The organism is Nocardia yamanashiensis (assembly GCF_021183565.1).
GTDB classification, from domain to species: domain Bacteria; phylum Actinomycetota; class Actinomycetes; order Mycobacteriales; family Mycobacteriaceae; genus Nocardia; species Nocardia yamanashiensis.
In genome coordinates this window covers 1,224,640-1,248,097 of the sequence record NZ_CP089226.1, presented here as the reverse complement: position 1 = coordinate 1,248,097, position 23,458 = coordinate 1,224,640, and the positions used below count along the sequence as shown (strand labels likewise).

General features: G+C 68.1%; 27 protein-coding genes. 15 read left to right on the top strand and 12 right to left on the bottom strand.

Going from position 1 to position 23,458, the window contains the following annotated elements; translation table 11 throughout:
* Positions 1–127 precede the first annotated feature (127 nt).
* From LTV02_RS05935 to LTV02_RS05910, 6 genes are all read left to right on the top strand, one after another.
* Positions 128–820, top strand: a complete 693-nt coding sequence (locus tag LTV02_RS05935) for a FadR/GntR family transcriptional regulator (protein ID WP_233038883.1) — start codon at positions 128–130, stop codon at positions 818–820.
* Positions 821–853: 33 nt separating this feature from the next.
* Positions 854–1,435 carry a TetR/AcrR family transcriptional regulator gene (locus LTV02_RS05930; protein WP_233038882.1) on the top strand — a complete coding sequence of 194 codons (582 nt, stop codon included), beginning with the start codon at positions 854–856 and terminating at the stop codon, positions 1,433–1,435.
* A gap of 80 nt (positions 1,436–1,515) precedes the next feature.
* Positions 1,516–3,060 carry an MFS transporter gene (locus LTV02_RS05925; RefSeq protein WP_233038881.1) on the top strand — a complete coding sequence of 515 codons (1,545 nt, stop codon included), beginning with the start codon at positions 1,516–1,518 and terminating at the stop codon, positions 3,058–3,060.
* A 185-nt stretch (positions 3,061–3,245) separates the two neighbouring features.
* Positions 3,246–4,007, top strand: coding sequence for an SDR family NAD(P)-dependent oxidoreductase (locus tag LTV02_RS05920; protein WP_233038880.1), 762 nt, complete (start codon positions 3,246–3,248; stop codon positions 4,005–4,007).
* A 131-nt stretch (positions 4,008–4,138) separates the two neighbouring features.
* Positions 4,139–5,404, top strand: coding sequence for a sensor histidine kinase (locus tag LTV02_RS05915; protein ID WP_233038879.1), 1,266 nt, complete (start codon positions 4,139–4,141; stop codon positions 5,402–5,404).
* 57 nt (positions 5,405–5,461) lie between these two features.
* Positions 5,462–6,061: a response regulator gene (locus LTV02_RS05910; RefSeq protein ID WP_233041496.1), complete on the top strand. Its 600-nt coding sequence runs from the start codon at positions 5,462–5,464 to the stop codon at positions 6,059–6,061.
* Positions 6,062–6,166: 105 nt separating this feature from the next.
* On the opposite strand, the gene LTV02_RS05905 is transcribed toward LTV02_RS05910, so the two are convergent.
* The 3 genes from LTV02_RS05905 to LTV02_RS05895 all read right to left on the bottom strand — a co-directional run bounded on the left by LTV02_RS05905 (position 6,167) and on the right by LTV02_RS05895 (position 9,243).
* Complete coding sequence (locus LTV02_RS05905; RefSeq protein ID WP_233038878.1) at positions 6,167–7,708, bottom strand: alpha/beta hydrolase; 1,542 nt, start codon at positions 7,706–7,708, stop codon at positions 6,167–6,169.
* Between the two features lie 126 nt (positions 7,709–7,834).
* Positions 7,835–8,254 carry a nitroreductase/quinone reductase family protein gene (locus tag LTV02_RS05900; RefSeq protein ID WP_233038877.1) on the bottom strand — a complete coding sequence of 140 codons (420 nt, stop codon included), beginning with the start codon at positions 8,252–8,254 and terminating at the stop codon, positions 7,835–7,837.
* Positions 8,251–9,243 (bottom strand): GlxA family transcriptional regulator, encoded by a 993-nt coding sequence (locus tag LTV02_RS05895; RefSeq protein WP_233038876.1) that lies wholly within the window; start codon positions 9,241–9,243, stop codon positions 8,251–8,253. Before LTV02_RS05895 ends, LTV02_RS05900 begins: the two co-directional genes overlap by 4 nt.
* 70 nt (positions 9,244–9,313) lie before the next feature.
* On the opposite strand from LTV02_RS05895, the gene LTV02_RS05890 reads away from it, so the two are divergent.
* The gene (locus tag LTV02_RS05890) at positions 9,314–10,276 is read left to right on the top strand and encodes an NADP-dependent oxidoreductase (protein WP_233038875.1); all 963 of its coding nucleotides are present in this window, start codon (positions 9,314–9,316) and stop codon (positions 10,274–10,276) included.
* A 54-nt stretch (positions 10,277–10,330) separates the two neighbouring features.
* Here LTV02_RS05890 and LTV02_RS05885 read toward each other — a convergent pair whose 3' ends face one another.
* The 6 genes from LTV02_RS05885 to LTV02_RS05860 form a co-directional block, all read right to left on the bottom strand.
* Positions 10,331–10,681, bottom strand: coding sequence for a DUF732 domain-containing protein (locus tag LTV02_RS05885; protein WP_067722249.1), 351 nt, complete (start codon positions 10,679–10,681; stop codon positions 10,331–10,333).
* Positions 10,682–10,802: 121 nt separating this feature from the next.
* Positions 10,803–11,915 carry a Holliday junction branch migration DNA helicase RuvB gene (ruvB, locus tag LTV02_RS05880; protein ID WP_233038874.1) on the bottom strand — a complete coding sequence of 371 codons (1,113 nt, stop codon included), beginning with the start codon at positions 11,913–11,915 and terminating at the stop codon, positions 10,803–10,805.
* Between the two features lie 6 nt (positions 11,916–11,921).
* Positions 11,922–12,527 carry a Holliday junction branch migration protein RuvA gene (gene ruvA, locus LTV02_RS05875; RefSeq protein WP_067722252.1) on the bottom strand — a complete coding sequence of 202 codons (606 nt, stop codon included), beginning with the start codon at positions 12,525–12,527 and terminating at the stop codon, positions 11,922–11,924.
* Complete coding sequence (ruvC, locus tag LTV02_RS05870; RefSeq protein WP_233038873.1) at positions 12,524–13,093, bottom strand: crossover junction endodeoxyribonuclease RuvC; 570 nt, start codon at positions 13,091–13,093, stop codon at positions 12,524–12,526. Before ruvC ends, ruvA begins: the two co-directional genes overlap by 4 nt.
* A 110-nt stretch (positions 13,094–13,203) precedes the next feature.
* Entirely contained in the window at positions 13,204–13,617 is a 414-nt protein-coding gene (locus LTV02_RS05865; RefSeq protein WP_233038872.1) for a hypothetical protein, read from the bottom strand.
* 107 nt (positions 13,618–13,724) lie between these two features.
* Positions 13,725–13,964: a macro domain-containing protein gene (locus LTV02_RS05860; protein WP_408639337.1), complete on the bottom strand. Its 240-nt coding sequence runs from the start codon at positions 13,962–13,964 to the stop codon at positions 13,725–13,727.
* Between the two features lie 162 nt (positions 13,965–14,126).
* On the opposite strand from LTV02_RS05860, the gene LTV02_RS05855 reads away from it, so the two are divergent.
* On the top strand, positions 14,127–14,612 hold the full coding sequence (locus tag LTV02_RS05855; RefSeq protein ID WP_233038871.1) for a DUF4383 domain-containing protein: 486 nt from the start codon (positions 14,127–14,129) through the stop codon (positions 14,610–14,612).
* Positions 14,613–14,696: 84 nt separating this feature from the next.
* Here LTV02_RS05855 and LTV02_RS05850 read toward each other — a convergent pair whose 3' ends face one another.
* Both LTV02_RS05850 and pdxT read right to left on the bottom strand, forming a co-directional pair.
* Positions 14,697–15,449: a YebC/PmpR family DNA-binding transcriptional regulator gene (locus LTV02_RS05850; RefSeq protein WP_067722260.1), complete on the bottom strand. Its 753-nt coding sequence runs from the start codon at positions 15,447–15,449 to the stop codon at positions 14,697–14,699.
* Between the two features lie 114 nt (positions 15,450–15,563).
* Positions 15,564–16,187 (bottom strand): pyridoxal 5'-phosphate synthase glutaminase subunit PdxT, encoded by a 624-nt coding sequence (gene pdxT / locus LTV02_RS05845; protein WP_233041494.1) that lies wholly within the window; start codon positions 16,185–16,187, stop codon positions 15,564–15,566.
* A 241-nt stretch (positions 16,188–16,428) separates the two neighbouring features.
* On the opposite strand from pdxT, the gene LTV02_RS05840 reads away from it, so the two are divergent.
* Positions 16,429–18,120: an APC family permease gene (locus LTV02_RS05840; RefSeq protein ID WP_233038870.1), complete on the top strand. Its 1,692-nt coding sequence runs from the start codon at positions 16,429–16,431 to the stop codon at positions 18,118–18,120.
* 1 nt (position 18,121) lies between these two features.
* On the opposite strand, the gene LTV02_RS05835 is transcribed toward LTV02_RS05840, so the two are convergent.
* Entirely contained in the window at positions 18,122–18,970 is an 849-nt protein-coding gene (locus LTV02_RS05835; RefSeq protein WP_067722310.1) for an acyl-CoA thioesterase, read from the bottom strand.
* A gap of 224 nt (positions 18,971–19,194) precedes the next feature.
* Between LTV02_RS05835 and LTV02_RS05830 the strand changes: the two genes are divergently transcribed.
* The 6 genes from LTV02_RS05830 (at position 19,195) to LTV02_RS05805 (ending at position 23,456) form a co-directional block, all read left to right on the top strand.
* Complete coding sequence (locus LTV02_RS05830; protein WP_233038869.1) at positions 19,195–19,761, top strand: ADP-ribosyltransferase; 567 nt, start codon at positions 19,195–19,197, stop codon at positions 19,759–19,761.
* Between the two features lies 1 nt (position 19,762).
* Entirely contained in the window at positions 19,763–19,912 is a 150-nt protein-coding gene (locus LTV02_RS05825) for a hypothetical protein (protein WP_233038868.1), read from the top strand.
* 204 nt (positions 19,913–20,116) lie between these two features.
* On the top strand, positions 20,117–20,749 hold the full coding sequence (locus LTV02_RS05820; RefSeq protein WP_233038867.1) for a nucleoside/nucleotide kinase family protein: 633 nt from the start codon (positions 20,117–20,119) through the stop codon (positions 20,747–20,749).
* Between the two features lie 107 nt (positions 20,750–20,856).
* Positions 20,857–21,801: a hypothetical protein gene (locus LTV02_RS05815; RefSeq protein ID WP_233038866.1), complete on the top strand. Its 945-nt coding sequence runs from the start codon at positions 20,857–20,859 to the stop codon at positions 21,799–21,801.
* A 118-nt stretch (positions 21,802–21,919) separates the two neighbouring features.
* Positions 21,920–22,594, top strand: coding sequence for a septum formation family protein (locus LTV02_RS05810; protein ID WP_233038865.1), 675 nt, complete (start codon positions 21,920–21,922; stop codon positions 22,592–22,594).
* A 43-nt stretch (positions 22,595–22,637) separates the two neighbouring features.
* Positions 22,638–23,456 carry a methyltransferase domain-containing protein gene (locus tag LTV02_RS05805; RefSeq protein ID WP_233038864.1) on the top strand — a complete coding sequence of 273 codons (819 nt, stop codon included), beginning with the start codon at positions 22,638–22,640 and terminating at the stop codon, positions 23,454–23,456.
* Positions 23,457–23,458 lie beyond the last annotated feature (2 nt).

The following is a 23,458-nucleotide window of genomic DNA, read 5'->3' as shown; positions in this document are numbered from 1 at the left end:
GGTCGGACCATCCGATCTACCGACCATAAGCCGGGCGAACGAATAGCGTCGGCACCGGTAACCTAACGTAACGAACGGTTTACGACCCCGAAATAGCCTGCATACGAACGGATTTAGAGTTGGGGCGATGACAGCCTCGATTCCCCCGCTGCGCCGCCGCCCGCGCAGCGTCAGCGCCGAGGTCGCGGCCCACCTGGAGGGCCTCATCATCAGCGGCGAACTCCGGGCCGGCGATAAGCTCCCGCCCGAACGCGAACTCGCCACCACCATGAACATCTCCCGCTCGTCCCTGCGCCAGGCCATGTTCGAACTCGAGTCCAAGAAACTCATCGAACGCCGGCAGGGGCGCGGCAGCACCGTCACCGAAACCCCGCCCGACGCCATGGAATTGGCCGGGAACCTGTCGGCCCTGGATGTCGAACTCGGCAATGCCACCGAACTGCGCGACCTGGTGGAGCCGCGCATCGCACACCTGGCCGCCGTGCGCGCGGTCGAATCCAATCTGCTGGCGCTCGAGGAAGTGCTGCTGCACTCGACCGACGGCTGCACCGCGGCCGACTCCCTGCGCTTGGACATCGAGTTCCATGCCCTGCTCGCGCACGCCGCCCAGAACCCGCTGCTCATCACCCTTTCCGCGATGACCACCGAATGGACTCGCCGTACCCGCACACTGTCGCACCGTACCCGCACCGGCCGGCGAGCCTCGGCGCGCGGGCACCAATCCATTTTCGAGGCGGTGGCCCGGCACGACGGCGCCGCCGCGGCGGTGGCGATGGAACAGCACCTGCGCGAGGTCCGGGAACTCAGCACCAATTCTTGACCGGTCGGTCTCGATATGCGTAGGGTGGCGGTCATGGCGAGGACCAAGGAGTTCGATCCGGACTCGGTGTTGCAGCGGGCGCTGGAGCTGTTCTGGCAGCGCGGGTACGAGGCGACATCGATGGCGGATCTGGTCGAGCACCTCGGGATTGCCAAGGCCAGCATCTACGGGACGTTCGGGAACAAGCAGGAGCTGTACGCCAAAGCGCTGCGGCGGTACCTGGACATCACCGATCCGAAGATCATGGGCGAGCTGTCGCAGCCCGGGCCGGTGCTGCCGGCTGTCAAGTCGCTGGTGGAGCGATACGTCGCCGAGGCAAGCGATGACGAGCGGCGGCGCGGCTGCATGGTGGTCAACAGCGCGGTCGAGCTGGCCGGGCACGATCCGGATGTGGCGCGGCTGGTCGAATCCAGTTGGGCCTACCTGGAAACGGCGCTGACTTCGGCCCTCTTGCGCGCCCGGGCACAGGGCGAACTGTCCGCGGACGCCGACCCGCGCGCACTGGCCCGCTTCCTGCTGGTGTTCTTCCAGGGCGTGCGCGTCCTGGAACGCGCACCCGACGCGGCGGTCCGCCTGCGCGACGCGGCCAAGGTCGCGCTGTCGATACTCGGCTGAGCGCGAACACCTTCCATCAGCGATCTAGCTTTTCTTTTGCGCCAATTCAAGACTAATCGTTCCAGAAAGCAGTGGTTCGCATGAACGCGATGGTTATGGCGACCCCGATGCCGTTGGCTCGCAAGGCCGGTGGCTTCGCCGCACTGGCCGCCGTACAGGTGGTCACGATCGCCTCGATCACGATGCTCACCGTCGCCCTGCCCGGCCTGCAAACCCGCTGGTACCTGAGTTCCACACTGCTGGTAGTGATTTCGACCGCCTACAGCGTGACGTTCGGCGCGCTGCTCCTGGTCGCCGGACGCCTGGCGGATCGCCTCGGACATCGGCGAGTGCTCCTCGGGGCGCTGCTGGTATTCACCTCGGCATCCCTGCTCGCGGCGGCGGCGACCGGACCCGCCGTCCTGGTGGCGGCCCGCTTCCTCCAAGGAGCCGGTGCGGCCTTCGCGATCCCCGCGGCAATGGCCCTGATACCGGCGGTTTTCGACGATCCCGCCCGGCGCGCACGAGCGACCTCGATCTGGGGCGCACTGTCCGTCACCGGCGCGATCACCGGCACGGTTGCTTCCGGCTTCGTCGTCGAGTTCGTCTCCTGGCGTTGGCTTTTCGTATTCACGGCGGCTGTCGCGACGGCCGCGGCCTGGGTGATCGCCCGGCGCGTCCCAAGAGATCATCCAGTTCCGGAACAGCCGGTTCGAAGCACGGTCCTGGCAAGCGCGAACGTAGTTCCACAGCAATCGAACGTTGCTCCACTGCCCGCACCCGTTACTCCACGGACGGCGCACGTTTCTCCACTGCCCGCGCACGTTGCTCGGCCCGCGTACGTTGCTCCACAGCGCGCCAGGGCGGTTCGACAACGGACGAGGTTTGCTCTACATCGAGCGAACGTCCTTCCATCGACCGCGGGAGCCGGACCACGGACCGGGGTTGCCGCATTCCCGGCGGCGCTCTTGATGGCCGGTCTCACCGCTCTTCTGGGCGGGCTCGCGGCGGCATGGATACCGGTGGTGGCGGCCGGCGCGGTGCTGCTGGCCGGATTCGCATTCACCCAGCGCTACACGACGATTCCGCTGTGGCCCCGCGTGACCGCCGCCATGGCGGTGGGCCTGCTCGCGATTCTCGTCGCAGCGGGCGCGAACGCCGCCACCTATTACCTGCTGACCCTCCGACTGGCCGCCGCCGGCTACAGCCCTGCCGCGATCTCCCTGGTCTTCCTCGCACCGGCAGCGGCCGTGCTCGCCGCGGGTCCGATCGCCGCGCGTCTACTCGCCCACCGCTCACCCCGTCTCGTTCTCACCGTTGGACTGACCACCGCCGCAACCGGATTGCTCCTCCTCGGCGCGACCGCCGCCATCCCGCTCGGCAAGTGGCCGGCCCTCCTGATCTTCCCGCTCGGCATCGGACTGTCGCTCGCGGCGGCCATGGTGACGGTCATGGCCGCCGCCACCGACACCGATCGCGGACTCCTCAGCGGCCTGGCGAACACCGCCATGGAGATCGGCCCACCCCTGGTCCTGGCCCTGACCGCCCCACTCGCAGAGACCTTCGGCTACCGAACCGGCGTCCTCGTCATAGCCGCCGCACCGGCACTGGCCGCCCTGGCCGCATTCACCATCCGCCGCACCTGACCGATACGCGACAGTGTCCGGCGAAGCCGACCAGTCCATGCCTCGACCGGTAACGACGGCTGGCGTTCGTGCCCTCGAGCGCCTTCGACGGCGACGGCTGACACTGCTGCCCGCCGGCACCCTCGACGGCACCGAGACCTCTACCGAACCAATCGAATTCGCTACAGCACGAAGGGAACCCGAGCATGAACGCGCGTTTCGACGACAAGGTCGTCTTCATCACCGGCGGCGCGGGCGCGATCGCGGGCGTCACCGCGCAGGCGTTCGCCGACCGCGGCGCGACCGTAGTCCTCGCCGACCGCAACCCCGACAAGGTCGCCGCCGCCGCGGCCCGCCTCGCCTCCAACGGCGGCAAGATCGACTGGGTGCGCGCCGACGTCACCGACAGCGCCCAACTCGCCGCCGCCGTCGCCGAAGTGGTGCGCCGCCACGGCGGCCTGCACATCGCCTTCAACAGCGCGGGCGTCTTCGGCAAGAACTCCCCCACCGCCGACCTCGACGAAACCACCTGGCAGACAGTCCTGGACGTCAACCTCACCGGCGTCTTCCTCGCCATGAAGCACGAGATCGCCCACATGCGCACCCACGGCGGCGGCGTCATCATCAATATGGCCTCCAACATCGGCGCCCACGGCCGCCGCCCCGGCCTGGCCGCCTACGCCGCGTCCAAGGCGGCGGTCAGCGTCCTCACCCGAACGGCCGCCCGCGACCACATCGCCGAGGGCATCCGCATCAACGCCGTCAGCCCCGGCGCCAGCGACACCCCGATGTCCTACCGCCCCGGCGAATCCCGCTCCGACCGCGACGCCCGCATACAGTCCGCCGTCCCCGCCGGCCGAGTCAGCGCCCCCGCCGAAATAGCCGCCACCGTCCTCTGGCTCGCCTCCGACGACTCCAGTTTCGTCGTCGGCCACGACCTCGTAGTCGACGGCGGCGCCACCGCCTGACCCCCGCCCGATCGGTGCCCGGCACGAGTGGCGTCTCGGTGGGTGGTGTCTCTCTGGGCGGAGGGATCGGGGGTGGCGGGTCCTCCTTGCGGGAGAGGATTCGCGGTAGGGGGCGAACTAGGGTGGCGGGGGTGGCCGAGGAGCGAGTGGTGACCTGGTTGGGGCGGCGGACCGCGCTCGTGGATGCCGGCGCGGCGGGGACGCTGCTGGTGGGGTGCCTGCTCATCGGGCTGCTCGTGGGGGCTGACGGGGCGTACTTCGGGTTTTCGCTCGGCTTGATCGCGCCCCTCGCTTTCCGGCGGCGTCGACCGGAACTGGTGGCCGTCGCGGTAGCCGTGGTCGCATTGCTGCAATGGGCGATGGTGCGCGATACGACCGGGGCGCTGCTCGCCGATATCGCGGTGCCGATCGTCATCTACACCCTTGCCGATCGGGGTGGCAAAGTCGCGAGCCGAATCGGGTTGACGGCGGGGCTGATCGGGGCCGGGCTCGGCGGGTGGAGCTGGCCGCAGCTGTCGATGCCCGTGGTGGCGCATGTGATCGTCGGTGGATTTCTGGCCGGTACGGTGCTCGCGGCGTGGCTCGCCGGGGCGTGGCAGCGGGCGCGGCGTGGGGAGCTGACGGCGCTGGCCGAGCGGGCAGCGCTGCTCGAGCAGACCCGCGAGCAGGAGACCCGCCTGGCGGTGATGTCCGAGCGCACCCGCATCGCTCGGGATATTCACGATATCCTCGCCCACTCCCTGGCGGTGATCGTGGCCCAGGCCGACGGGGGACGCTATGCGGCGCCGGAGGACCCGGGACAGGCGGTCGCTTCGCTGCGCGCCATCGGGGAACAGGGGCGGCGAGCGCTCACCGAAACTCGCAGGGCGATAGGGGTATTGCGGGAAAACGGGGAGAGCGACCCTGATCCGGCGCCGCGCGTGGGGATTTCCGATATCGAGCGGCTCGTCGCGGATGTCCGGGCGTCCGGACTCGCGGTGGAGCTGCACGTGGCGATGCCGGACGAGTCCCTGGATCCGGGCGTAGGGCTCGTGGTTTACCGGATCGTTCAAGAAGGCCTGACGAACGCCGTCAAACACGCGGGAGTCACTGCCCGAGTAGATGTTTCGATTCGTCACGTGGAGCACTGGCTGCACGTCGATGTGAGCGACGACGGCGGACGCATCGGCGTGAACTGGAGTGCCGACAGCGGCCACGAACGCGGAGGCCGAGGCGGCGACGGCGGCTATGGGCGCGTGGACCGAGGGGACGGGGGCCTGCCCGTGCGCGGTGGTTACGGCTTGATCGGTATGCGGGAGCGGGTCGAGGTCTACGGTGGCGAGCTCGAGTTGCGCCGCCATCCGGGCCGATCCGGTCACCTGCTGGCCGCTCGGATTCCGATGCGAAGCGGGGGGTAGCGGGTGATCGAGGTATTACTCGTCGAGGATCAGGCGTTGGTGCGCGCGGGTTTTCGAATGGTGGTGGACTCTCAGCCCGATATGCGGGTGGTCGGGGAGGCGGGTGATGGGCTCGGCGGTGTCGCCGAGGCGGCGCGGCTCGCGCCGGATGTGGTGGTGATGGATGTACGCATGCCCGGCCTGGACGGGCTCGAAGCCACGCGGCGCATTCTCGCGGCCGCCGATCCGCCCCGGGTGCTGGTGCTCACCACCTACGATCTCGACGACTACGCGCTGGCGGCCGTCCGCGCGGGCGCGAGCGGTTTCCTGCTCAAAGACGCACCGCCGGAACAGTTCCTGTCCGCCGTGCGCTCGGTGCACGCCGGTGACGCCGTCCTCGCCGCCTCCACCACCCGCCGCCTGCTCGACCGCCTCGCCCCACCCATCGACGCCGCCGCGCAGCACCTCGTCTCGACCCTCACCGACCGCGAAACGACGGTCCTGCGCGAGATGGCGCGCGGCCTCTCCAATTCCGAGGTCGCGGCCGCCCTGTCGATCGGCGAGGGCACCGTGAAAACCCATGTCCGCCATATCCTCACCAAACTCGCGGTCCGCGATCGCGTACAAGCGGTGATCCTCGCCCACGAAGCCGGTCTGATGCGGCCCGGTCACCAGTAGCCCGGGCCGCCTCCTACCTGAATCGACCTACACTCGCCCGGCCGGCCTGCACTCACCACACCAGCCTTCGCTCACGGCCGGCCCAAGGCGTCGAGGCCCCGGCGGCTATTCCTCACGCGCACAGGTCATATCGGTGGTGGGCAGCGCGCCTGTCAGCAGATACTGCTCCACCGCGCCATCCACGCATCGGGAGGGCTCGGAAAGGTAGACACCGTGCCGGAACGCGCCGGCCACGATGATCGAGCGCGACCCGGTCAACGCCTTGCGGAGGGCCTGCTGTCCGGTGAGTGGCGCGACCGGGTCACCTGCGGCGCCGATGAGCAGGGCCGGGTGCGGGTTTCCGATCTCGGTGGCCGGTTCGGCGGGATCGACGGGCCAGACCGCGCACGGGGTGAGGTGTCTGGCCAGCGGGCCGAAGAACGGTTCGGTGTCCAGGTGCGCTTGAATGTCGGCGTAGTAGGCGTCGGCGGTGCGGGAGGGGCGGTCGGCGCATTGGTTGGCGACCGTTGCGCTGAAACCGAATTCGGGCGCGACCGACGTCTCGGCGTACAGCGCCAGTTTGGCCGCCAGCTCCGGCGACGGCTCGATGGCGTCACCGCGCGATGCGTCCACCAGATTGCGCACCTGCCGCGCCAGCGCGGCATACGACTCTTCCGAATCGTCCACGGTGAGCAGCAGGCCCGGCACCAGATCGCCCGTTATTGTCACTCCGGCGAGCGTGACCGGCCGTTCGGAGATCGCCGCGAACATCCGGTCGACGGTCCGTAATACCGCCTCTTCCCCTGTGCCCAAACCGAATTCGCCGTCCCGCTCCCCCGCCCACCGCGCCCAGTCGCCCAGCGCCGCCGCATCGGCCGCCGCCGTCTCCCGGGTCAGGTCGGGTCCGGGCGCACGCGGATCCAGCGCACTGTCGAGGACCATCCGATCGACCCGATCACCGAACATCTGCAGATAGACGGCGCCCAGGTACGTCCCCCACGACCATCCCAGATACGACACCACCGACTCCCCCAGCAGCCCGCGCAGCAGATCCATATCCCGCGCGACCGCACGGGTGGACGCGTACGGCAGCAACTCGCGATGAGGCTCACATCGCGCGACGAGCTCCCGCGCCACCGTCACGGTCCGGTCGAATCCCTCCCGCCCGCGCGGACCAGCCTGCGCGATCCCGATGTAAGCACCGGTCGGCCAACCACATTCGAGCGGCGAACTGGCCCCGAAGAATCGCGGATCCATCCCCACCAGATCGAACCGTTCCCCGAGCACGGCCGCCGCATGCCCGCCCTCGGGCCCGTCGAGCACCATGCTCACCCCGTCCCGCGACGGCCCCGGCCCGCCCGTCTGCACCACCAGCGTCCCCACCCGATGCGCCGGATCCGTCGCCGCCCGCCGCGCCACCGCGATCGTGATGGTCTTCCCCGCCGGATCGGCATAGTTCAACGGCGCCCGGAATTCTCCGCATTGCGCCCCGGCCGCCGCGAGTTTCGCCCCGACCTCGTCCTCCGCCCCGCTCCGGCAGTCCCGCCACGCGATCGGCTGCCCCCGCATCCATTCCGGCAGCGAATCCCCCGCCGCCGGATCACATCCCGACAGCGCCCCCGAAACCACGATCGCCGCAACCGCCACACCGAATCGACTTCGAATCATGCCCGCACGGTATTGATTCCCCCGCACCCCGCACGTCTACCCACGGACCGATTTCCCGCCCCGCATTCGAGCCGCAAGGAATACCGACCCCGACCACAAAGGCCGGGATCGGTACACAACCACCGATCAGGCCCGATGCAAAGCCAGCACCGGAATGGTCCGAATCCCCGCGGTCTTCTCCGCATACCCCGCGAACCCCGGATACCGGGACGCCTGCTCGGCATAGATCCGATCCCGATCCGCCCCGGTCACCTCGGTCACCGTCACCGGAAAAGTCTCGGTACCGATTTCGGCATCGGCCTTCCCCGCGGTGGTGAGGTTGTAATACCAATCCGGATTGGTAGGAGCCCCCGCCTTGGACGCGAAAATGTACACGGTCCCAGGGTCCTGCTCATCCTGCATGTACATCATCGGCGTCACCAGCTCCCGCCCGGTCTTCCGCCCCCGGTGATGCACCAGAATCATCGGCGCACCTTCGAACGGGCCCCCGACCCGCCCCTCGTTCGCACGAAACTCCTCGATGATGCTCGCATTCCAGTCACTCATACCGCCGATCTTTCCCGACCATCGCCCGATTTCGCGGTAGGCGTCGCACGGAAGGCGCGGCGATAGGCCAGCGGACTGATCCCGATCGCCTCGTGCAGATGCTGACGCAGCGAAGCCCCGGTGGCGAAACCGACCTCGGCGGCAATGCGATCCACCGGCAGATCGGTGGATTCGAGGAGTTCGCGGGCGCGCAGTACGCGCTGCTGGATCAGCCACCGGCCCGGGCTCTGGCCGACTTCGTCGCGGAAACGGCGGGCGAAGGTGCGGCCGCTCATGCGGGCTCGGGTGGCGAGGTCGGCCATGGTGAGGGGGTGGTGCAGGTTTTGCAGGGCCCATTGGCGGGCGTCGGCGGTGCCGGCGGAAGTGGTTGGGGGAACGGGTTGTTCGATGAATTGGGCTTGGCCGCCTTCGCGCCAGGGTGGGACGACGCAGCGGCGGGCGACCATATTGGCGATTTCGCTGCCGTGGTCGCGGCGGATGAGGTGCAGACACAGGTCGACGCCGGCGGCGGCGCCGGCCGAGGTGAGGACGTCGCCGTCGTCGACGTAGAGGACGTCGGGGTCGAGGCGGATGCGGGGGAAGGTGCGGCGGAAGCGGTCGGAGAAATTCCAGTGGGTGGTGGCGGGGCGGTCGTCGAGGAGGCCGGCGGCAGCTACCACGATGGCGCCGGTGCAGATGGAGACCAGGCGGGCGCCGGGGCGGATGCGGGCCAGTGCGGCCGAGAGTTGTTGCGGGAGGCCGTTTTCGAGGATGGGGAGGACATCGCAGGGCGGGATGACAACGGTGTCGGCGGTGTCGAGGAGGGTGCTGTCGTGGCTGACGGCGATCTCGAAGTCGGAATTGCTGCGCACCGGGCGGCCGTCGAGGGAGCAGGTGCGGACGTCGTAGCGGCCGTCCGCGGTGCCGAAGACCCGGTTGGGGATGCCGAGCTCGAAGGGGTAGACGCCGTCGAGCGCCAGGACGACCACGCGGTGCGGCTCGGAAGGCATGGCGGGATTCTATCGAATAATGGCTATCTTGCCATTTTCCGGGGCCGGGGCGGACGGCAGGCTGAATGGCATGAGCGATGATCAGATTCCGGAGACCATGCGCGCCATCAGCCAGGACGAGCTGGGCGGACCCGAGGTGCTACACGAAGTGCGGCTGCCGGTGCCGACGCCCGGGCCGAGCGAACTGCTGGTGCGGGTGCGCGCCACCGCGCTGAACCCGACCGATTGGGGGCATCGCGCACGGGCGGGGCTGTTCCTGCCTCCGCCGCCGTTCGTCCTCGGCTGGGACGTGTCGGGCGAAGTGGTCGCGACCGGGACCGGGGTGACGCTGTTCAAACCGGGCGACGAGGTGTTCGGCATGCTGCCCTACCCGCACGGGCACGGCGCGGCGGCCGAATTCGTGACCGGTCCGGCGCGTGCGTTCGCCCGGAAACCTGGCAATCTCGACCACATCCACTCGGCGGCGATTCCCCTGGCAGCACTCACCGCCTGGCAAGCGCTCATCGACACCGCCGATCTGCAAGCAGGACAGCGGGTGCTGATCCACGCGGCCGCGGGCGGGGTCGGGCATTTCGCCGTGCAGATCGCCAAGGCGCGCGGGGCGTACGTCATCGGCACCGCCAGTGCCGCCAATCACGAAGTGCTGCGCGAGCTGGGCGTGGACGAGGTGATCGACTATCGCGCAGTCGATTTCGCGGAGACGGTGCGCGATATCGATGTGGTGATCGACCCCATCGACAGCGAGCACGCGGTGCGCTCCGCCCGCACCCTGCGCCCCGGCGGCATCGTGGTGTCATTGCGCGCGAACATGACCGCCGACCTGTCGGCCGAGGCCGGAAAGCTCGGCGTGCGTATCGAAGTCATGCTGGTCGAAGCCGACCACACCGGCATGACCGAGCTCGCCGCGCTGGCCGAGGCGGGCACCCTGCGCCCCATCATCGCGGGCACCTTCCCGCTCGCCGAAGCCGCCAAGGCGCACGCCCTGGGCCAAACCTCGCGCACCGTAGGCAAATTGGTGCTCACGGTCGACTGATACGAAACGAGGGAGGCGACGCCCGTGAGCGTCGCCTCCCTCGCCGGGCCGGAATCAGCGAGTCAGGTTCTCGTGCTTCGGGCAGTAGTTCATGATGGCCGCGCCCGCGTAGAAACCGACATCCTCCAGGCTGAGGTATTCGGTCATCTCGCCCTGGAAGCCGCCGATCCAGGCATTGAGCGTGCCCTTGGACGCCGAGCTGTCCAGCGAGGTGCACAGGTCGCGCGCACCGTCACCGATGGCGCTGATCATGTCGGCGGTATTGGGGAGCGCTCCCCAGCTGGTGTTCTTCTGCTGCAGCAGGCCGAAGAACTCGGCATCGGACAGGGATTGGGCCGAGGCCGACGGGGCGACGGCGACCAATGCGGCGGCCGCGAGGGCGGCAGCCCCGAGAATCTTGCGCATATCTCATCTCTTCGGATCGGTGCGATCCCTCCACCGGATCGCCGAGCCGAAGCGTACCGGATGAATGCGACAGATCTGATCATCGAGAGCGCTCTCCGGAACAGGTCCGGAGAGCGGTCGATCAGAGCGAATCGAACAGTCCCGGATGAGATTCGCGCGCCCGCACCTCGATGGACCCGAACACCAAATCCGGCGGCGGCACCAGGCCGAGATGCTCCCAGGCGGCGGCGGTGGCGACCCGGCCGCGCGGGGTGCGGGCGATCAAACCCGCACGCACCAGGAAGGGTTCGCACACCTCCTCGACGGTGGCCGATTCCTCGCCCACCGCGACCGCCAGCGTGGACACACCGACCGGTCCGCCATTGAAGCTGCGGATCAAGGCCGACAGCACCGCCCGGTCGAGCCGGTCCAGGCCGAGCGCGTCCACGTCGTACACCGCCAGCGCCGCGTGCGCGATCTCCTTGGTGACCAGGCCGTCGGCCTTCACCTCGGCGTAGTCGCGCACCCGGCGCAGCAGCCGGTTGGCGATACGCGGCGTCCCGCGCGAGCGCCCGGCGATCTCGGCCGCGGCATCGGTGTCAATGCGCACGCCGAGAATGCCGGCCGAACGCAGCAGAATGCGTTGCAGCTCTTCGGGTTCGTAGAAATCCATATGCCCGGTGAAGCCGAAGCGGTCGCGCAGCGGACCGGTCAGCGCGCCGGAGCGGGTGGTCGCGCCGACGAGGGTGAACGGGGCGATATCGAGGGGAATCGACGTCGCGCCCGGGCCTTTGCCGACCACCACGTCGACCCGGAAGTCCTCCATGGCGAGGTACAGCATTTCCTCGGCGGGCCGTGCCATGCGATGGATCTCGTCGATGAACAGCACATCGCCCTCGACCAGATTGCTCAGCATGGCCGCCAGGTCACCGGCGCGTTCCAGCGCCGGACCGGAGGTCAGCCGCAGCGCGGTGCCCAGCTCCCCCGCGATGATCATCGCCATCGAGGTCTTGCCCAATCCCGGTGGGCCGGACAGCAATACGTGATCGGGAGTGCCGCCGCGCTGTTTCGCGCCGCGCAGCACCAGGGCGAGTTGTTCGCGCACCCGCGGCTGGCCGATGAAGTCGTCCAGGGACTTCGGCCGCAGACTGGCCTCGATCTCACCGTCGGACTGCTGATAGACGGGGCTGACCGTGGCCTCGTCGAAATCGGGTGCGCCGAAGTCGGAGGCGCCGTAATCGGGTTCGTCGATCATGATCGCCTATCGGTTCTTGCCCAGCAGTCCCAGCGCGGCACGCAAAGCCACCGAGGTGGTGGCGTCGGGCTCGTTGACCAGCACCACGTCCACCGCCGGTTCGGCCTGCCGCGCCGGGAAACCGAGACCGATCAACGCCTCGACCACCTGATCGCGAATCGGCGTGACCATGGCCGCGGGACCCGATCCGGGCGGACCCGATTGCACCGGAACCAGATCCACCTTGTCCCGCAATTCCACCACCATGCGCTCGGCGCCGCGCTTGCCGACGCCGGGCACCCGGGTCAGCGCCGCCACATTGCCTTCGGCCAGCGCCTTGCGCAGCGCCTCCGGTTCGAGCACCGCCAGAATCGCCATGGACAGCTTCGGGCCCACCCCCGACACCGTCTGCAGCAGCACGAACAGCTCGCGCGCCTCGGTGTCGGAGAAACCGAACAGCGTCATGGAATCCTCGCGCACGATCATGGTCGTGTAGAGGCGGGCGTCCTCGCCGCGGGTCAGCGCGGCCAAGGTGGCGGGGGTGGCGTTGAGCCGGTATCCGACTCCGGCCGCCTCCAGCACCACATGGTCGAGCCCGATCTCGAGCACCTCGCCGCGTACCGACGCGATCACCGCGTTACCGCCTTCCGTTGCTGGGCAAGCCTCTCCTCGTACATGCGCCGCATCCGTTCCGCCTGGGCTTCGGCCTTGGCCATGCGTTCCAGCATGGGCGCGCGCCAACAATGGCAGATGGCCAGGGCGAGCGCGTCGGCGGCATCGGCGGGCTTGGGTGCGACGGCGAGTCCGAGGATACGGGTGACCATGGCGGTCACCTGGGCCTTGTCCGCCGAACCATTGCCGGTGACGGCGGCTTTCACCTGACTGGGAGTGTGGAAGTGCACGGGGATGCCGCGCCGCGCGGCCGCGAGGGCGATGACGCCGCCCGCCTGCGCGGTGGCCATGGCGGTGCGCACATTGTGTTGCGAGAACACACGTTCCACCGCCACCACTTCCGGCCGATGGTTGTCCATCCACGCCTCGGCCGCGTCGGAAACCCCGAGCAGGCGTTGCGCCAGATCCATTTCCGGCGGGGTGCGCACCACATCCACCTGGATCATCTTCACGGTGCGGCCATTGGTGCTTTCCACCATGGAGAGCCCGCACCGGGTGAGTCCGGGGTCGACGCCCATCACCCGCACCGAAACCCCTCTCACCGAAGACGAACAACTGTTCGAGAGTCTAACGGACCGCGGCGGTGAATCAGGCCATCGACACGGCGATTGCCCGCAGCCTACGAGGTGTCGCGGGTTCAGCGGTGCGGATCGTTGTCGACGACCGCGCGGGTGTAGTCGATCCGGATCACGTAGCCGTACTCCCAGGAACCCGGGACGTACACCGGGGGCTGGGTGGTGAAAGTGCCGTCGGGGTTCATGGTCGGCGGCGGCGAGTCCCAGGTGCCCGCGCCCAGGGTGGACGGACAGGACGCCACCACATCGGTGCGGCGGTGCGGCCCGGCGTAGGTCGTCGCGTCGACATACGCGCCGCCGGAACAGACGGCCGTCGCCTCCACCCGATAGGTGTCGCCGGTGTCGTTGCGGCAGCTCGACTCTCCGCAGGACAGCCCCGGCGCGAGTTCCTGTGCCGCCGCCTCCGGAGCCAGCATCGCCGCCGCGGCGGTCAGCACGCCCGCGATCCCGCCGGCGATCATCACCCGTTGCACCATCAGCGCGTTTCCCTTCTCGACCGTCCCGACCTGGTTTCAACCCTGTCGCACAGGCGTTTTCGGCGCCTCCGGGGTCGACCCTGAAAATCGCACGGCCGCAACCCTGATCAAACCCCGAGCACACCCCGGAACGCCGCCTCGGCCTCGTCCCCGAACAGCACGAACCGCACCTGGCGCACGGAAGTCGCTGCGGCGCGCACGGTTTCGACGGCGATGCGCGCGCCATCGTCGAGGGGCCAGCGGTAGATCCCCGTCGAGATGGCCGGGAACGCCACCGTCTCCGCCCCCAATTCGCCGGCCACGTGCTGTTCGGTGATGTCCCCGCGTACCGCGAGCAATTCGGCCATGCCCGGATTCTTCCATCCGGCCGGGTGCGCGGGGCTGTGGTCGGGCGGCACGGATCGGCAGGCTTCCCGGTCGTTTCGTCCGGTATTCGCCGGGTAGGCGAACGGCATACCGAGGATCGGGCGTCCGGCGTCCCGGTCCCGGCACACGGAAAGGCGAAGGATATGACCACTTTCGGCAGTACGAGTACCGCGCGCTGGACCCCGGTACAGCTGGCGTCCCTGGTGGTGGGAGCGCTGTTCCTGATCGTGGGGATCGCGGGATTCATTCCCGGGATCACCACCAACCTCGACGACCTGACCTTTGCCGGGCATGACACCTCCACGCAATTGCTCGGCGTGTTCCAGGTTTCGGTGCTGCACAATATCGTGCACCTGCTCTTCGGCGTGGCCGGTCTGGCGGCCGCCCGCACGGTGAACGGGGCCCGCACCTTCCTGCTCGCGGCCGGCGTCATCTACCTGGTGCTGTGGCTGTACGGGTTGGTCATCGACAAGATGAGCGACGCCAATTTCGTGCCGCTCAATACCGCCGACGACTGGCTGCACTTCGTGCTCGGCGTGACCATGGTGGTGCTGGGCGCGGTGCTGCCGCGACTGACCAGCGGTGCGGCGGGGCCCGGCCCGGTCGTGCGCGGCCCGGGCGGCTACTGACCGTTCCACGGGCCGAAACCTCCAGGCGCGCAATGCGATACGGCCGCTCCCGAGTTCTCGGGAGCGGCCGTCGCAGGCGTGAACTCAGGCGTCGAGTTCGGCCAGCACCTCGTCGGAGATATCGACATTGGTGAAGACGTTCTGCACGTCGTCGCTGTCTTCGAGGGCGTCGACCAGCTTGAACACCTTGCGGGCCGTCTCGGCGTCCACCGACACCGACATGGACGGCTGGAAGCCGGACTCGGCGGAGTCGTAGTCGATGCCCGCGCTCTGCAGGGCGGTGCGCACGGCGATCAGATCGCCCGGCTCGGAGATGACCTCGAACTGCTCGCCCAGGTCGGTGACCTCTTCGGCGCCGGCGTCCAGGACGGCCATCAGCACGTCGTCCTCGGACAGGCCGTTCTTGTCCAGGGTCACGATGCCCTTGCGGTGGAACAGGTACGACACCGAACCCGGATCGGCCATATTGCCGCCGTTGCGGGTCATGGCCACGCGCACTTCACCGGCCGCGCGATTGCGGTTGTCGGTGAGGCACTCGATCAGCACGGCGACACCGTTGGGGCCGTAGCCCTCGTACATGATGGTCTGCCAGTCGGCGCCGCCCGCTTCCTCACCGCCGCCACGCTTGCGCGCGCGCTCGATATTGTCGTTGGGCACCGACGACTTCTTCGCCTTCTGAATGGCGTCGTACAGGGTCGGGTTGCCGTCCGGGTCACTACCACCGGTGCGGGCCGCCACCTCGATGTTCTTGATCAACTTGGCGAAGAGCTTGCCGCGCTTCGCGTCGATCCCGGCCTTCTTGTGCTTGGTGGTGGCCCATTTGGAGTGGCCGCTCATTCCCTACTTCCTCGTTTCAGGGGGCTCGGTTACGTCTCTGGCGACGCTACCCGCCCGGGGACGGACAACTGCACCAGTTTACTGCTGCCGTTTTTCCGGCTCTCGCACCGATAGTCACACTCCGGCGCGCGGGCGCACCACGGTGTCGACGAACAGCTTGTGCACGCGCAGGTCTCCGGTCACCTCGGGATGGAAGGAGGTGGCGATGACATTGCCCTGGCGCACGGCCACGATGCGACCGGCCGCGGGACCGGACGGGACCGTGGCGAGCACCTCGACGCCGTCGCCCGCGCGCTCCACCCAGGGGGCGCGGATGAAGACCGCGCGCACCGGACCGTCGTCGAGGCCGGTGAAGTCCAGATCGGTTTCGAAGGAGTCGACCTGGCGGCCGAAGGCATTGCGGCGCACCGTCATATCGATGCCGTGCAGCGGCTTCATGTCCGGGCGGGTGTCGAGGACCTCCGACGCCAGCAGGATCATTCCGGCGCACGAGCCGTAGGCGGGCAGGCCGTCGCGCAGGCGCGCCTTCAGCGGTTCGAGGAGTTCGAACACGTCCAGGAGCTTGCTGATAGCGGTGGATTCGCCGCCCGGGATCACCAGACCATCGACGGCGGCCAGCTCGGATTCGCGCCGCACCGGCACCGGCTCGGCGCCGCAAGCCGCCAGCGCGTGCACGTGCTCGCGCACGTCACCCTGCAATGCCAGTACCCCAATAGTCGGTTTCACGCCGTCGAGCATACGTTCGGCGGTACTGCTCACCGGGCTGCGGGGCGGTCGGCCGGGCGGCTGTGGCGCTGCTCACCCGGGTGTCAGGGTTCCGTTAGGACAAGTGTCCATCAGGTGATTCCGGAGAACACTCTCGCCTGTGACTGATCTGCTTCCGCACACCTCGCCCGGGCCGCGCGGTGGTGTCGCCGCGCCTCCGCCGCGGCACGGGCTGACCGTTTCGACCGGTTTGGCCGGGCTTTCCCTAGATGCCATGGCATCGGTTTCCTATGGTCCCGAGGCGATCGTGCTGGTGCTGGCCGCGGCCGGCACGGCCGGGCTGGGGTTCACGCTGCCGGTCACGGCGGCCATCGTGGTGTTGCTCGCGGTGCTCATCGCCTCCTACCGGCAGGTGATCGCGGCCTTCCCGAACGGGGGCGGGGCGTACGCGGTGGCGAAGGAACGGCTCGGGCATCGCACGAGTCTGGTTGCGGCGGCGTCGCTGATCGTGGATTACGTGCTGAATGTGGCGGTATCGATCGCGGCGGGGGTGGCGGCGCTGACGTCCGCGTTCCCGGAGCTGCTGCCGTACACGGTGTGGATCTGCCTGGCCATCCTGGCCGGGATCACGGCGCTGAATCTGTACGGGATCCGGGAGAGCGCGCGGGCGTTCATGCTGCCGACCGTGGTGTTCGTGCTGGGCATCTTCGCGGTGATCGCGGGCGGGCTGTTGCGGACGGAACCTGCCGGTGCGACCACCGGCGCGGCCGTCGCCACCGATGCGCACACCATCGGAATCCTGTTGCTGCTCAAGGCTTTCTCCTCCGGGTGCGCGGCATTGACCGGCGTGGAGGCGATCGCCAACGCGGTGCCGAGTTTCGCGCAGCCAAAGGTGCGGCGGGCGCAGCGGGCGGAAGTGGCACTGGGGGTGCTGCTGGGCGTCATGCTGCTGGGCCTGGCGACGCTGATCGAGAAGTTCGAGATCCATCCGATCGAGGGCGCCACGGTGCTGTCGCAGCTGACCGAGGCGGCGCTGGGGCACGGAATCGCCTATTACGTAGTGCAATTCGCGACGGTGATCCTGTTGGCGCTGGCGGCCAACACCTCCTACGGCGGGCTGCCGACGCTGACCAAGATCCTGGCCGACGACAATTGCCTGCCGCATCGGTTCGCGGTCTCCTCGCCGCGGCAGGTATATCGGTTCGGCGTTCTCGCCCTGGGTATTTCGGCGGCGGTGCAGCTGATCGCCTCCGACGGGAACATGAACGCGCTGGTGCCGTTGTTCGCGATCGGGGTGTTCGTAGGATTCACCATCGCGCAGGTGGGCATGGTCCGGCATTGGCCGGCCACGCGCGAGCCGGGCTGGCGATGGCGGTTGGCGCTCAACGGTTTCGGCGCGGCGCTCACCTTCGTCGCGGCCGTCGTCACCACCTCCATGAAGTTCACCGAAGGCGCGTGGCTGATCGTGCTGGTGCTGCCGCTGCTGGTGGTGGGGATGGAGCGAATCCGCAAGACCTACCACCGGATCGACGGCTGCCGGGGCGCGGGCTGTCTGCCGGCGACGCCGCGGGCCACCGATACCGCCATCGTGGTGCCGGTGTCGGAGGTCTCGGAACTGAGCCGGGAAGCCTTGTCGGCGGCCATATCCCTGGGCCGCGACGTGGTGGCGGTGCACGTGTGCCTGCCCGGGGAGAACATCCGGGTCTTCACCAAGGAATGGGAGTCCTGGCACCCGGACGTGCGGCTGATCCTGCTCGAGGACGGGGACGCGACCGTGGGCGGGCCGGTGGCGCGCTATGTGCGCGACAATTTCCCGGGCCGCCGCAAGGTCGTGGTCATCGCCGAGGTGGAACCGCCCGCGGGCTGGAACCACGTGCTGCCCAGCCATCGCAGTGACGAGCTGGAGAAAGTGCTGCGCAGGATGCCGGACACGGTCGTGTGCCACCTGCGCGTGCAGACCGCCTGAACTACGCGGTGCCGGGCGGGAAGGATTCGCCCGGCTCCCGCAGGTTGCGAATCAGGCCCTCCTGCACCACGACGGCCACCAGTTCGCCCCGCTGATTCCAGATCCGGCCCGCGGTCAGCGCGCGGCCCAGGCCCGCCGACGGCGACTGCTGGTCGTACAGCAGCCAGTCGTCGGCGCGGAACGGGCGCAGGAACCACATGGCGTGATCGAGCGAGGCGTTCTGGGTGGGTTCGTCCGGGTGGATCACCTTCGACGAGCCGAGCAGCGTCATATCGCTCATGTAGGCGAGCGTGCACACATGGAACAGCGGATCGTCGGGCAGCTCGTGCCGGTACTTGAACCACACCTGCTGCTGCGCCGCCAGCCCGTCGCGCCGGCCCACCTGCTCCTGCGGGACGGTGCGGATATCCCAGTGCTCCCATTCCCGCATGGCCCACAACCGTTCCGGGCTCATGCTGGTGCGGGCGTCGGGCAGCTCGGTCGGCGCGGGCACCACCGGCATCTCGTCCTGATGTTCCGGCCCTTCGTCCCCCACGTGGAACGAGGCCGACATGGTGAAGATGGCTTCCCCGTTCTGCACCCCGGTCACCCGCCGCGTGCAGAAGGACCGCCCGTCCCGGATCCGGTCCACCAGGTACACGGTCGGCTCCTTGGGATTGCCCGGCCGCAGGAAGTACCCGTGCAGCGAATGCACCTGATACCGCGCGTCCACCGTCCGCACCGCCGCCACCAGCGACTGCCCCGCAACCTGCCCGCCGAACGTCCGCGGCAACTGCGTCTTGGTGGACGCGCCCCGGAAGATGTCACGCTCGATGCGCTCTATCTCGAGGGCCTCTTCGATGGTCGCCATGCACATCCCTTCCCGGATCGTCCGGCTCAAGATAACAATCCGGGCCGCTCGCGCTCACCGGGACCTGGCCGGTTTGCCGAATCGATGCGGGGCCCGCGCGGGATGCCCTGCTGTGCCCGCCCCAAGACCACGTCGGCCGCGAGCGATCCCACCCCGTCGCCATCGAATCCGATTCCGTCACTATCGATTACGAACAACAACCGCCCACGCACCGAATACCAGGAGTGGACGATGAGGACGACGCCTTCCTGACGACGCGCCTGGCCGACATGGCCCTCGTGGGTCAGGACCACTCCTTGCTTACCGCGGAGGAGCGTGGAGCGATACGTGCGTACGCCTGCAACTTCTTCGAGCAGATCAACACTGCGCTGTGGGATGGCGGTGAAAGGTCGCCCTTGGTAAACCGCTACATCGACCTGATCCGATCCGGTTTGGCGAAGTACCCGCTCCCCGAGCACGTGCGAGTCACACGTGAAGCCGCAGCCGCTGACTTCGACATAGTCGACGAAGAATCGGCGTTCGCGCTGGTCGAAGAAGAAATTCGGCATCGAGGGTTCCTATCGACATGCGGCCTGGCCTATCCGCCCAGATCGATTCGCCACCGTCCTGCGGTAATCGTGGATCTGATCGTCCCCACTGGCACCCCCGCCTTGCGATTAGGCGATCTCGCCACCGTCGAAGACGAACGGGAGGTACTGCTGATCGACGCGCGCACGTACTTCATCAGTGGAGTCGACTGGGATGCGGCGCGTAACATGTGGCGCATCCAAGGATTCGTAAGGGAGGCGTGAAGTGGGAGCCTTGACCCGAGAGACCATGCGTGTCGAGCGCGTCGAACTGACGCCAGAGCAGCGTGAAGAACGCCGACGCGAAGCCGAGAAACTGGGCATCAAGATCCGCCGCCGGAGCGCTGCCGGCAAGACCGAGCAATCCGGCAAATAAGGATCTCCGAGCGTCGTTGATCGTGCCCGTGTCTACCGGGGCAGTGGACCGGCGAGGCTTTCCGGCAACAGCTTGTTCTTCGATGGGCTGCTCGGCGAATTTCTCCACGGCCGCCACATCGACAGTGACCTATACCGTGACGTGTCGGCTTTTGTGCAGGCCTCCGCGTGGGGCGGGTGATCTTGTGGTGGGCATGATGGGGCGGTGCCCGAGTTCATTGCTGTCAGCCCGCAGGCGCTCGCCGATCGGATCGCGCGGCGGGTGTTCGTCGCGCCCGGGCCGCGGGTGGTGGCGGTGGAGGGGGCGGATGCGGCGGAGCCGGTGGGGTTGGCGCGCTTGATCTCCGAGCGGGCGGTGGGGTTCGGGTGGAGTGCGGGGGTGGTGGATCTGCATGATTTCGTGCGGCCGGCTTCGTTACGGTACGAGTTCGGGCGGGACGACGAGATGTCTTATCGCACCGCGTGGTTCGACTATGCGGCGGTGGATCGGGAAGTGGTGCGGGCGGTTCGGGAGCAGGGGCGGTGGTTGCCGGCTTTGTGGGACGAGCGGGCCGATCGGTCGGCGCGGGTGAAGGTGCGGGAGATGCCGGAGCAGGGGGTGGTGTTCGTGGCGGGACCCATGCTGTCCGGGCGGGGACTGGAATTCGATGTGACCGTGGAGCTGCGGATGTCGGAGGCGGCATTGCGGCGGAAGACTCCGGAAGCTGAACTGTTCACCCTCGAAGCGCTGCGCGAGCACGAGTCGGAGCGGTACGAGACGGCCGATTTCGTGGTGGCGTGGGATCATCCCGACCGGCCCGCATTGCAGGTGGAGCCGGGCGGCGGACGCGATCACTGACCTGTTATGCCAGGTCCGCGGGAAACTCCGGGCGACCCCGGAACGCGGCTCAGAATGAGGTCAGCATCGGTGCGGTGCCGATGCGCCGATTGAGGACAGTGAGTCTCATGACCTCGAAAGAACCCCTGCTCGAACCGAAGTCCGAGCCCGCCGCGGAGACCGGTAGCGAACCCGCGGTCGTGATCGCCACGGACGCGCCGCCTCCGCCACCGATGGATATCGCGCCGACCGCCCCGCCGAGCCAGGAGGAGGTCCTCGCGGCACGGCGCGCAAAGTTGGCGAAATCCACCGAGGCGTTCAAAGCGCGGGTGCTCGACGGCCAGGCGCGCGCGTTGAAGATGTCGGCTGCCGTCGCCGAACTCTCCAGTCCGCCAACGCAAACCGAGGTCATCGAGAAGGCGGCTCGAACAACGAAATTCCTGAAGGACTATACGACCGAACGAATCGCGCACAGCGACACCGAGGTCGCCGGCACCACCTGGGCGCTGAACACGGTCTGGAATTCCGCCAAGGACAGCGAATCCTTCTATAAGGCCACCCCACATATCGACAAGGGCTTGATCCTGTCCTGGCAGCTACAGCGTGAAGGCGCGGACGAACTCCGCAGTTCCGATATCTTCTTCTTCCAATACCGGCATATGGCCGGCACCGGGCCGATACCGCGACTGCGATTGATCCGGCAGCAGAAGTCCTACTCGACTTCGATCATGCCGATACTCGACTACCTGCGCGATCGAGACCTGTCCGGGCGCAGCACTTGCCCGAGCGAACGCTACGAGGCCGGCAGCGATGAGTACTACGCCCTGCTCGGCACGCAGAACGGGAGCGGCCCCGCATATCTCGTCATCGACTGGGCACGTGAGCTCGGAATCAACGGCATCAGCGCCATCGGTGTCGACCCGAAGTCCAATACCTACTGGTACTTCTCGGCCCCGTCGACCATGTCCGATTCGAAGTCGACCTCGAGTTCCTCTTCCTCGTCGTCCTCGTCATCGTCCTCCTCGAGCAGAAGCCACTCTTCGAGTTCGAGCTCCAGCGAGAGTTCGGGCTGACCCCGGGTTCGTGCACGCCCCCCGATAGTCGGCATTGATTGGTGCGAAACGATGGCGCCCGATACGGTGAGGGCGCGTCGGCGCGAGCGGTATGCGCCGGGTTCATCGAGGGGGAAACGTGCACCCGGACGAATCGTCCGCGCGGTCGATCAGGGCCGCGAGTTCAGCGAACGCATCGAATCCGCAGCGCCGCACGGCTTTCCGGATGGCGGCGCTGTTCATCACCGTGATCGCGGTGGGCGCGCCGCTCGCGATCGGGGTGATCGCCCTGTCGGACGATACGTCCTCCACGCGCGAAACCGACCCGGCACAGGCGACGTACTCGATCCCGTCGAACCTTCCGCTGCTCACCACCATCCCGCAGCCGGTCGCGATCCCCAGCAGCCCGGCCACGACGGCCCCGCTCACACCGTTCACCTGGCCGTTGACCACCTACCGCTCTCCCACCGGCTTCACGCTGATCCGCAATCTCCAAACCGGTGACTGTGTCGACGGCAACCTGAAGAAGGGCGAATCGGCGACCGGCATGACGGTCGTCGCCTGCACCAAACCCCATGACGCCGAAGTCGCGACGGTCATCTACCTGCCGTCCTGGGACAGCAAGGAATCCGTCGACGAGTACATCCAAACCACCTGCGGCGAGCAACTCGACCCCATCCTGCGCGCCCACCCGGAGCTGACCTGGGCGTACTACTATCCGCCCTCGAAGACCGACTGGCAGCAGGATTCGAAGGTGCAATGCCTGCTGCACGACGCCAACGACGCGAAACTGACCGGCAAGCTCACCAAGTGACCTCGGTGACCGCCGCGTTCGCACCCCGAGTACAACGGAAGGCATGACCGAGAACAGGTTGGGTCCCTCGTTCCACACCGATCAGGTCGACGACGTCACGCAGCGTGAACTGCTCGTCGAGATTCTCGATTCCCAAGCCGCGCTGCCCGGGGTGCGGAGACTACGGCAATGGACCCTGGACGCACTGCGCATCGAGCCCGGTGATCGGGTGCTCGATATCGGTTCCGGGACCGGATCCGAAGTCGTCGCGATGGCTCGGCTCGCCGGGCCGACAGGGGCGGCCTACGGCGTCGACCCGAACCCCGGCATGCTGACGGAGGCACGCAAACGCGCTGCGGCGGAAAATATTTCGGCCGATTTCGTCGAAGGCAACGCCTACGCGCTGCCGTTCGAGGACGGCAGTATCGACGCGGTCCGCTGCGAACGCGTCTACCAGCACCTCGACCATCCGGACCGGGCCAGCGCCGAGATCGCCCGCGTCCTGCGACCGGGCGGACGCGCCGTCGTCATCGACAGCGACTGGTCCACCACCATCATCCACCCCGGCGACCCCGAAGTGGTGGCGGCCATGACCGCGACCTCCCTGAGCCGCTCACTGCACCCGCACTCGGGCCGCATGCTGCGCGGCTGGCTCACCCACGCCGGCCTCACCGCGGAGGGCATGAGCGCCGACGCCGTCATGTGGGAGCCGGACGGCATCCGCGCCATGATGCCGATCGGCGCGGAGAAAGCCGTCGCCCAAGGCACCATCACCGAGGAACAACGCGACCGCCTGCTCGCCGACCTGGAAGCCGGCATGGCGGCCGGCGACTACCACTTCTCCGTAACCATGTTCGCCGTCCAAGCCCGCAAACCGGACTGACC

Excerpts from the sequence above, each read along its gene's own strand:
- LTV02_RS05935 (WP_233038883.1), top strand. The coding sequence starts at position 128 with ATGACAGCCTCGATTCCCCCGCTGCGCCGCCGCCCGCGCAGCGTCAGC.
- LTV02_RS05930 (WP_233038882.1), top strand. The coding sequence starts at position 854 with ATGGCGAGGACCAAGGAGTTCGATCCGGACTCGGTGTTGCAGCGGGCG.
- LTV02_RS05925 (WP_233038881.1), top strand. The coding sequence starts at position 1,516 with ATGAACGCGATGGTTATGGCGACCCCGATGCCGTTGGCTCGCAAGGCC.
- LTV02_RS05920 (WP_233038880.1), top strand. The coding sequence starts at position 3,246 with ATGAACGCGCGTTTCGACGACAAGGTCGTCTTCATCACCGGCGGCGCG.
- LTV02_RS05910 (WP_233041496.1), top strand. The coding sequence starts at position 5,462 with ATGGTGGTGGACTCTCAGCCCGATATGCGGGTGGTCGGGGAGGCGGGT.
- LTV02_RS05905 (WP_233038878.1), bottom strand. The coding sequence starts at position 7,708 with ATGATTCGAAGTCGATTCGGTGTGGCGGTTGCGGCGATCGTGGTTTCG.
- LTV02_RS05900 (WP_233038877.1), bottom strand. The coding sequence starts at position 8,254 with ATGAGTGACTGGAATGCGAGCATCATCGAGGAGTTTCGTGCGAACGAG.
- LTV02_RS05895 (WP_233038876.1), bottom strand. The coding sequence starts at position 9,243 with ATGCCTTCCGAGCCGCACCGCGTGGTCGTCCTGGCGCTCGACGGCGTC.
- LTV02_RS05890 (WP_233038875.1), top strand. The coding sequence starts at position 9,314 with ATGAGCGATGATCAGATTCCGGAGACCATGCGCGCCATCAGCCAGGAC.
- LTV02_RS05885 (WP_067722249.1), bottom strand. The coding sequence starts at position 10,681 with ATGCGCAAGATTCTCGGGGCTGCCGCCCTCGCGGCCGCCGCATTGGTC.
- ruvB (WP_233038874.1), bottom strand. The coding sequence starts at position 11,915 with ATGATCGACGAACCCGATTACGGCGCCTCCGACTTCGGCGCACCCGAT.
- LTV02_RS05865 (WP_233038872.1), bottom strand. The coding sequence starts at position 13,617 with ATGGTGCAACGGGTGATGATCGCCGGCGGGATCGCGGGCGTGCTGACC.
- LTV02_RS05860 (WP_408639337.1), bottom strand. The coding sequence starts at position 13,964 with ATGGCCGAATTGCTCGCGGTACGCGGGGACATCACCGAACAGCACGTG.
- LTV02_RS05855 (WP_233038871.1), top strand. The coding sequence starts at position 14,127 with ATGACCACTTTCGGCAGTACGAGTACCGCGCGCTGGACCCCGGTACAG.
- LTV02_RS05850 (WP_067722260.1), bottom strand. The coding sequence starts at position 15,449 with ATGAGCGGCCACTCCAAATGGGCCACCACCAAGCACAAGAAGGCCGGG.
- pdxT (WP_233041494.1), bottom strand. The coding sequence starts at position 16,187 with ATGCTCGACGGCGTGAAACCGACTATTGGGGTACTGGCATTGCAGGGT.
- LTV02_RS05840 (WP_233038870.1), top strand. The coding sequence starts at position 16,429 with ATGGCATCGGTTTCCTATGGTCCCGAGGCGATCGTGCTGGTGCTGGCC.
- LTV02_RS05835 (WP_067722310.1), bottom strand. The coding sequence starts at position 18,970 with ATGGCGACCATCGAAGAGGCCCTCGAGATAGAGCGCATCGAGCGTGAC.
- LTV02_RS05815 (WP_233038866.1), top strand. The coding sequence starts at position 20,857 with ATGACCTCGAAAGAACCCCTGCTCGAACCGAAGTCCGAGCCCGCCGCG.
- LTV02_RS05805 (WP_233038864.1), top strand. The coding sequence starts at position 22,638 with ATGACCGAGAACAGGTTGGGTCCCTCGTTCCACACCGATCAGGTCGAC.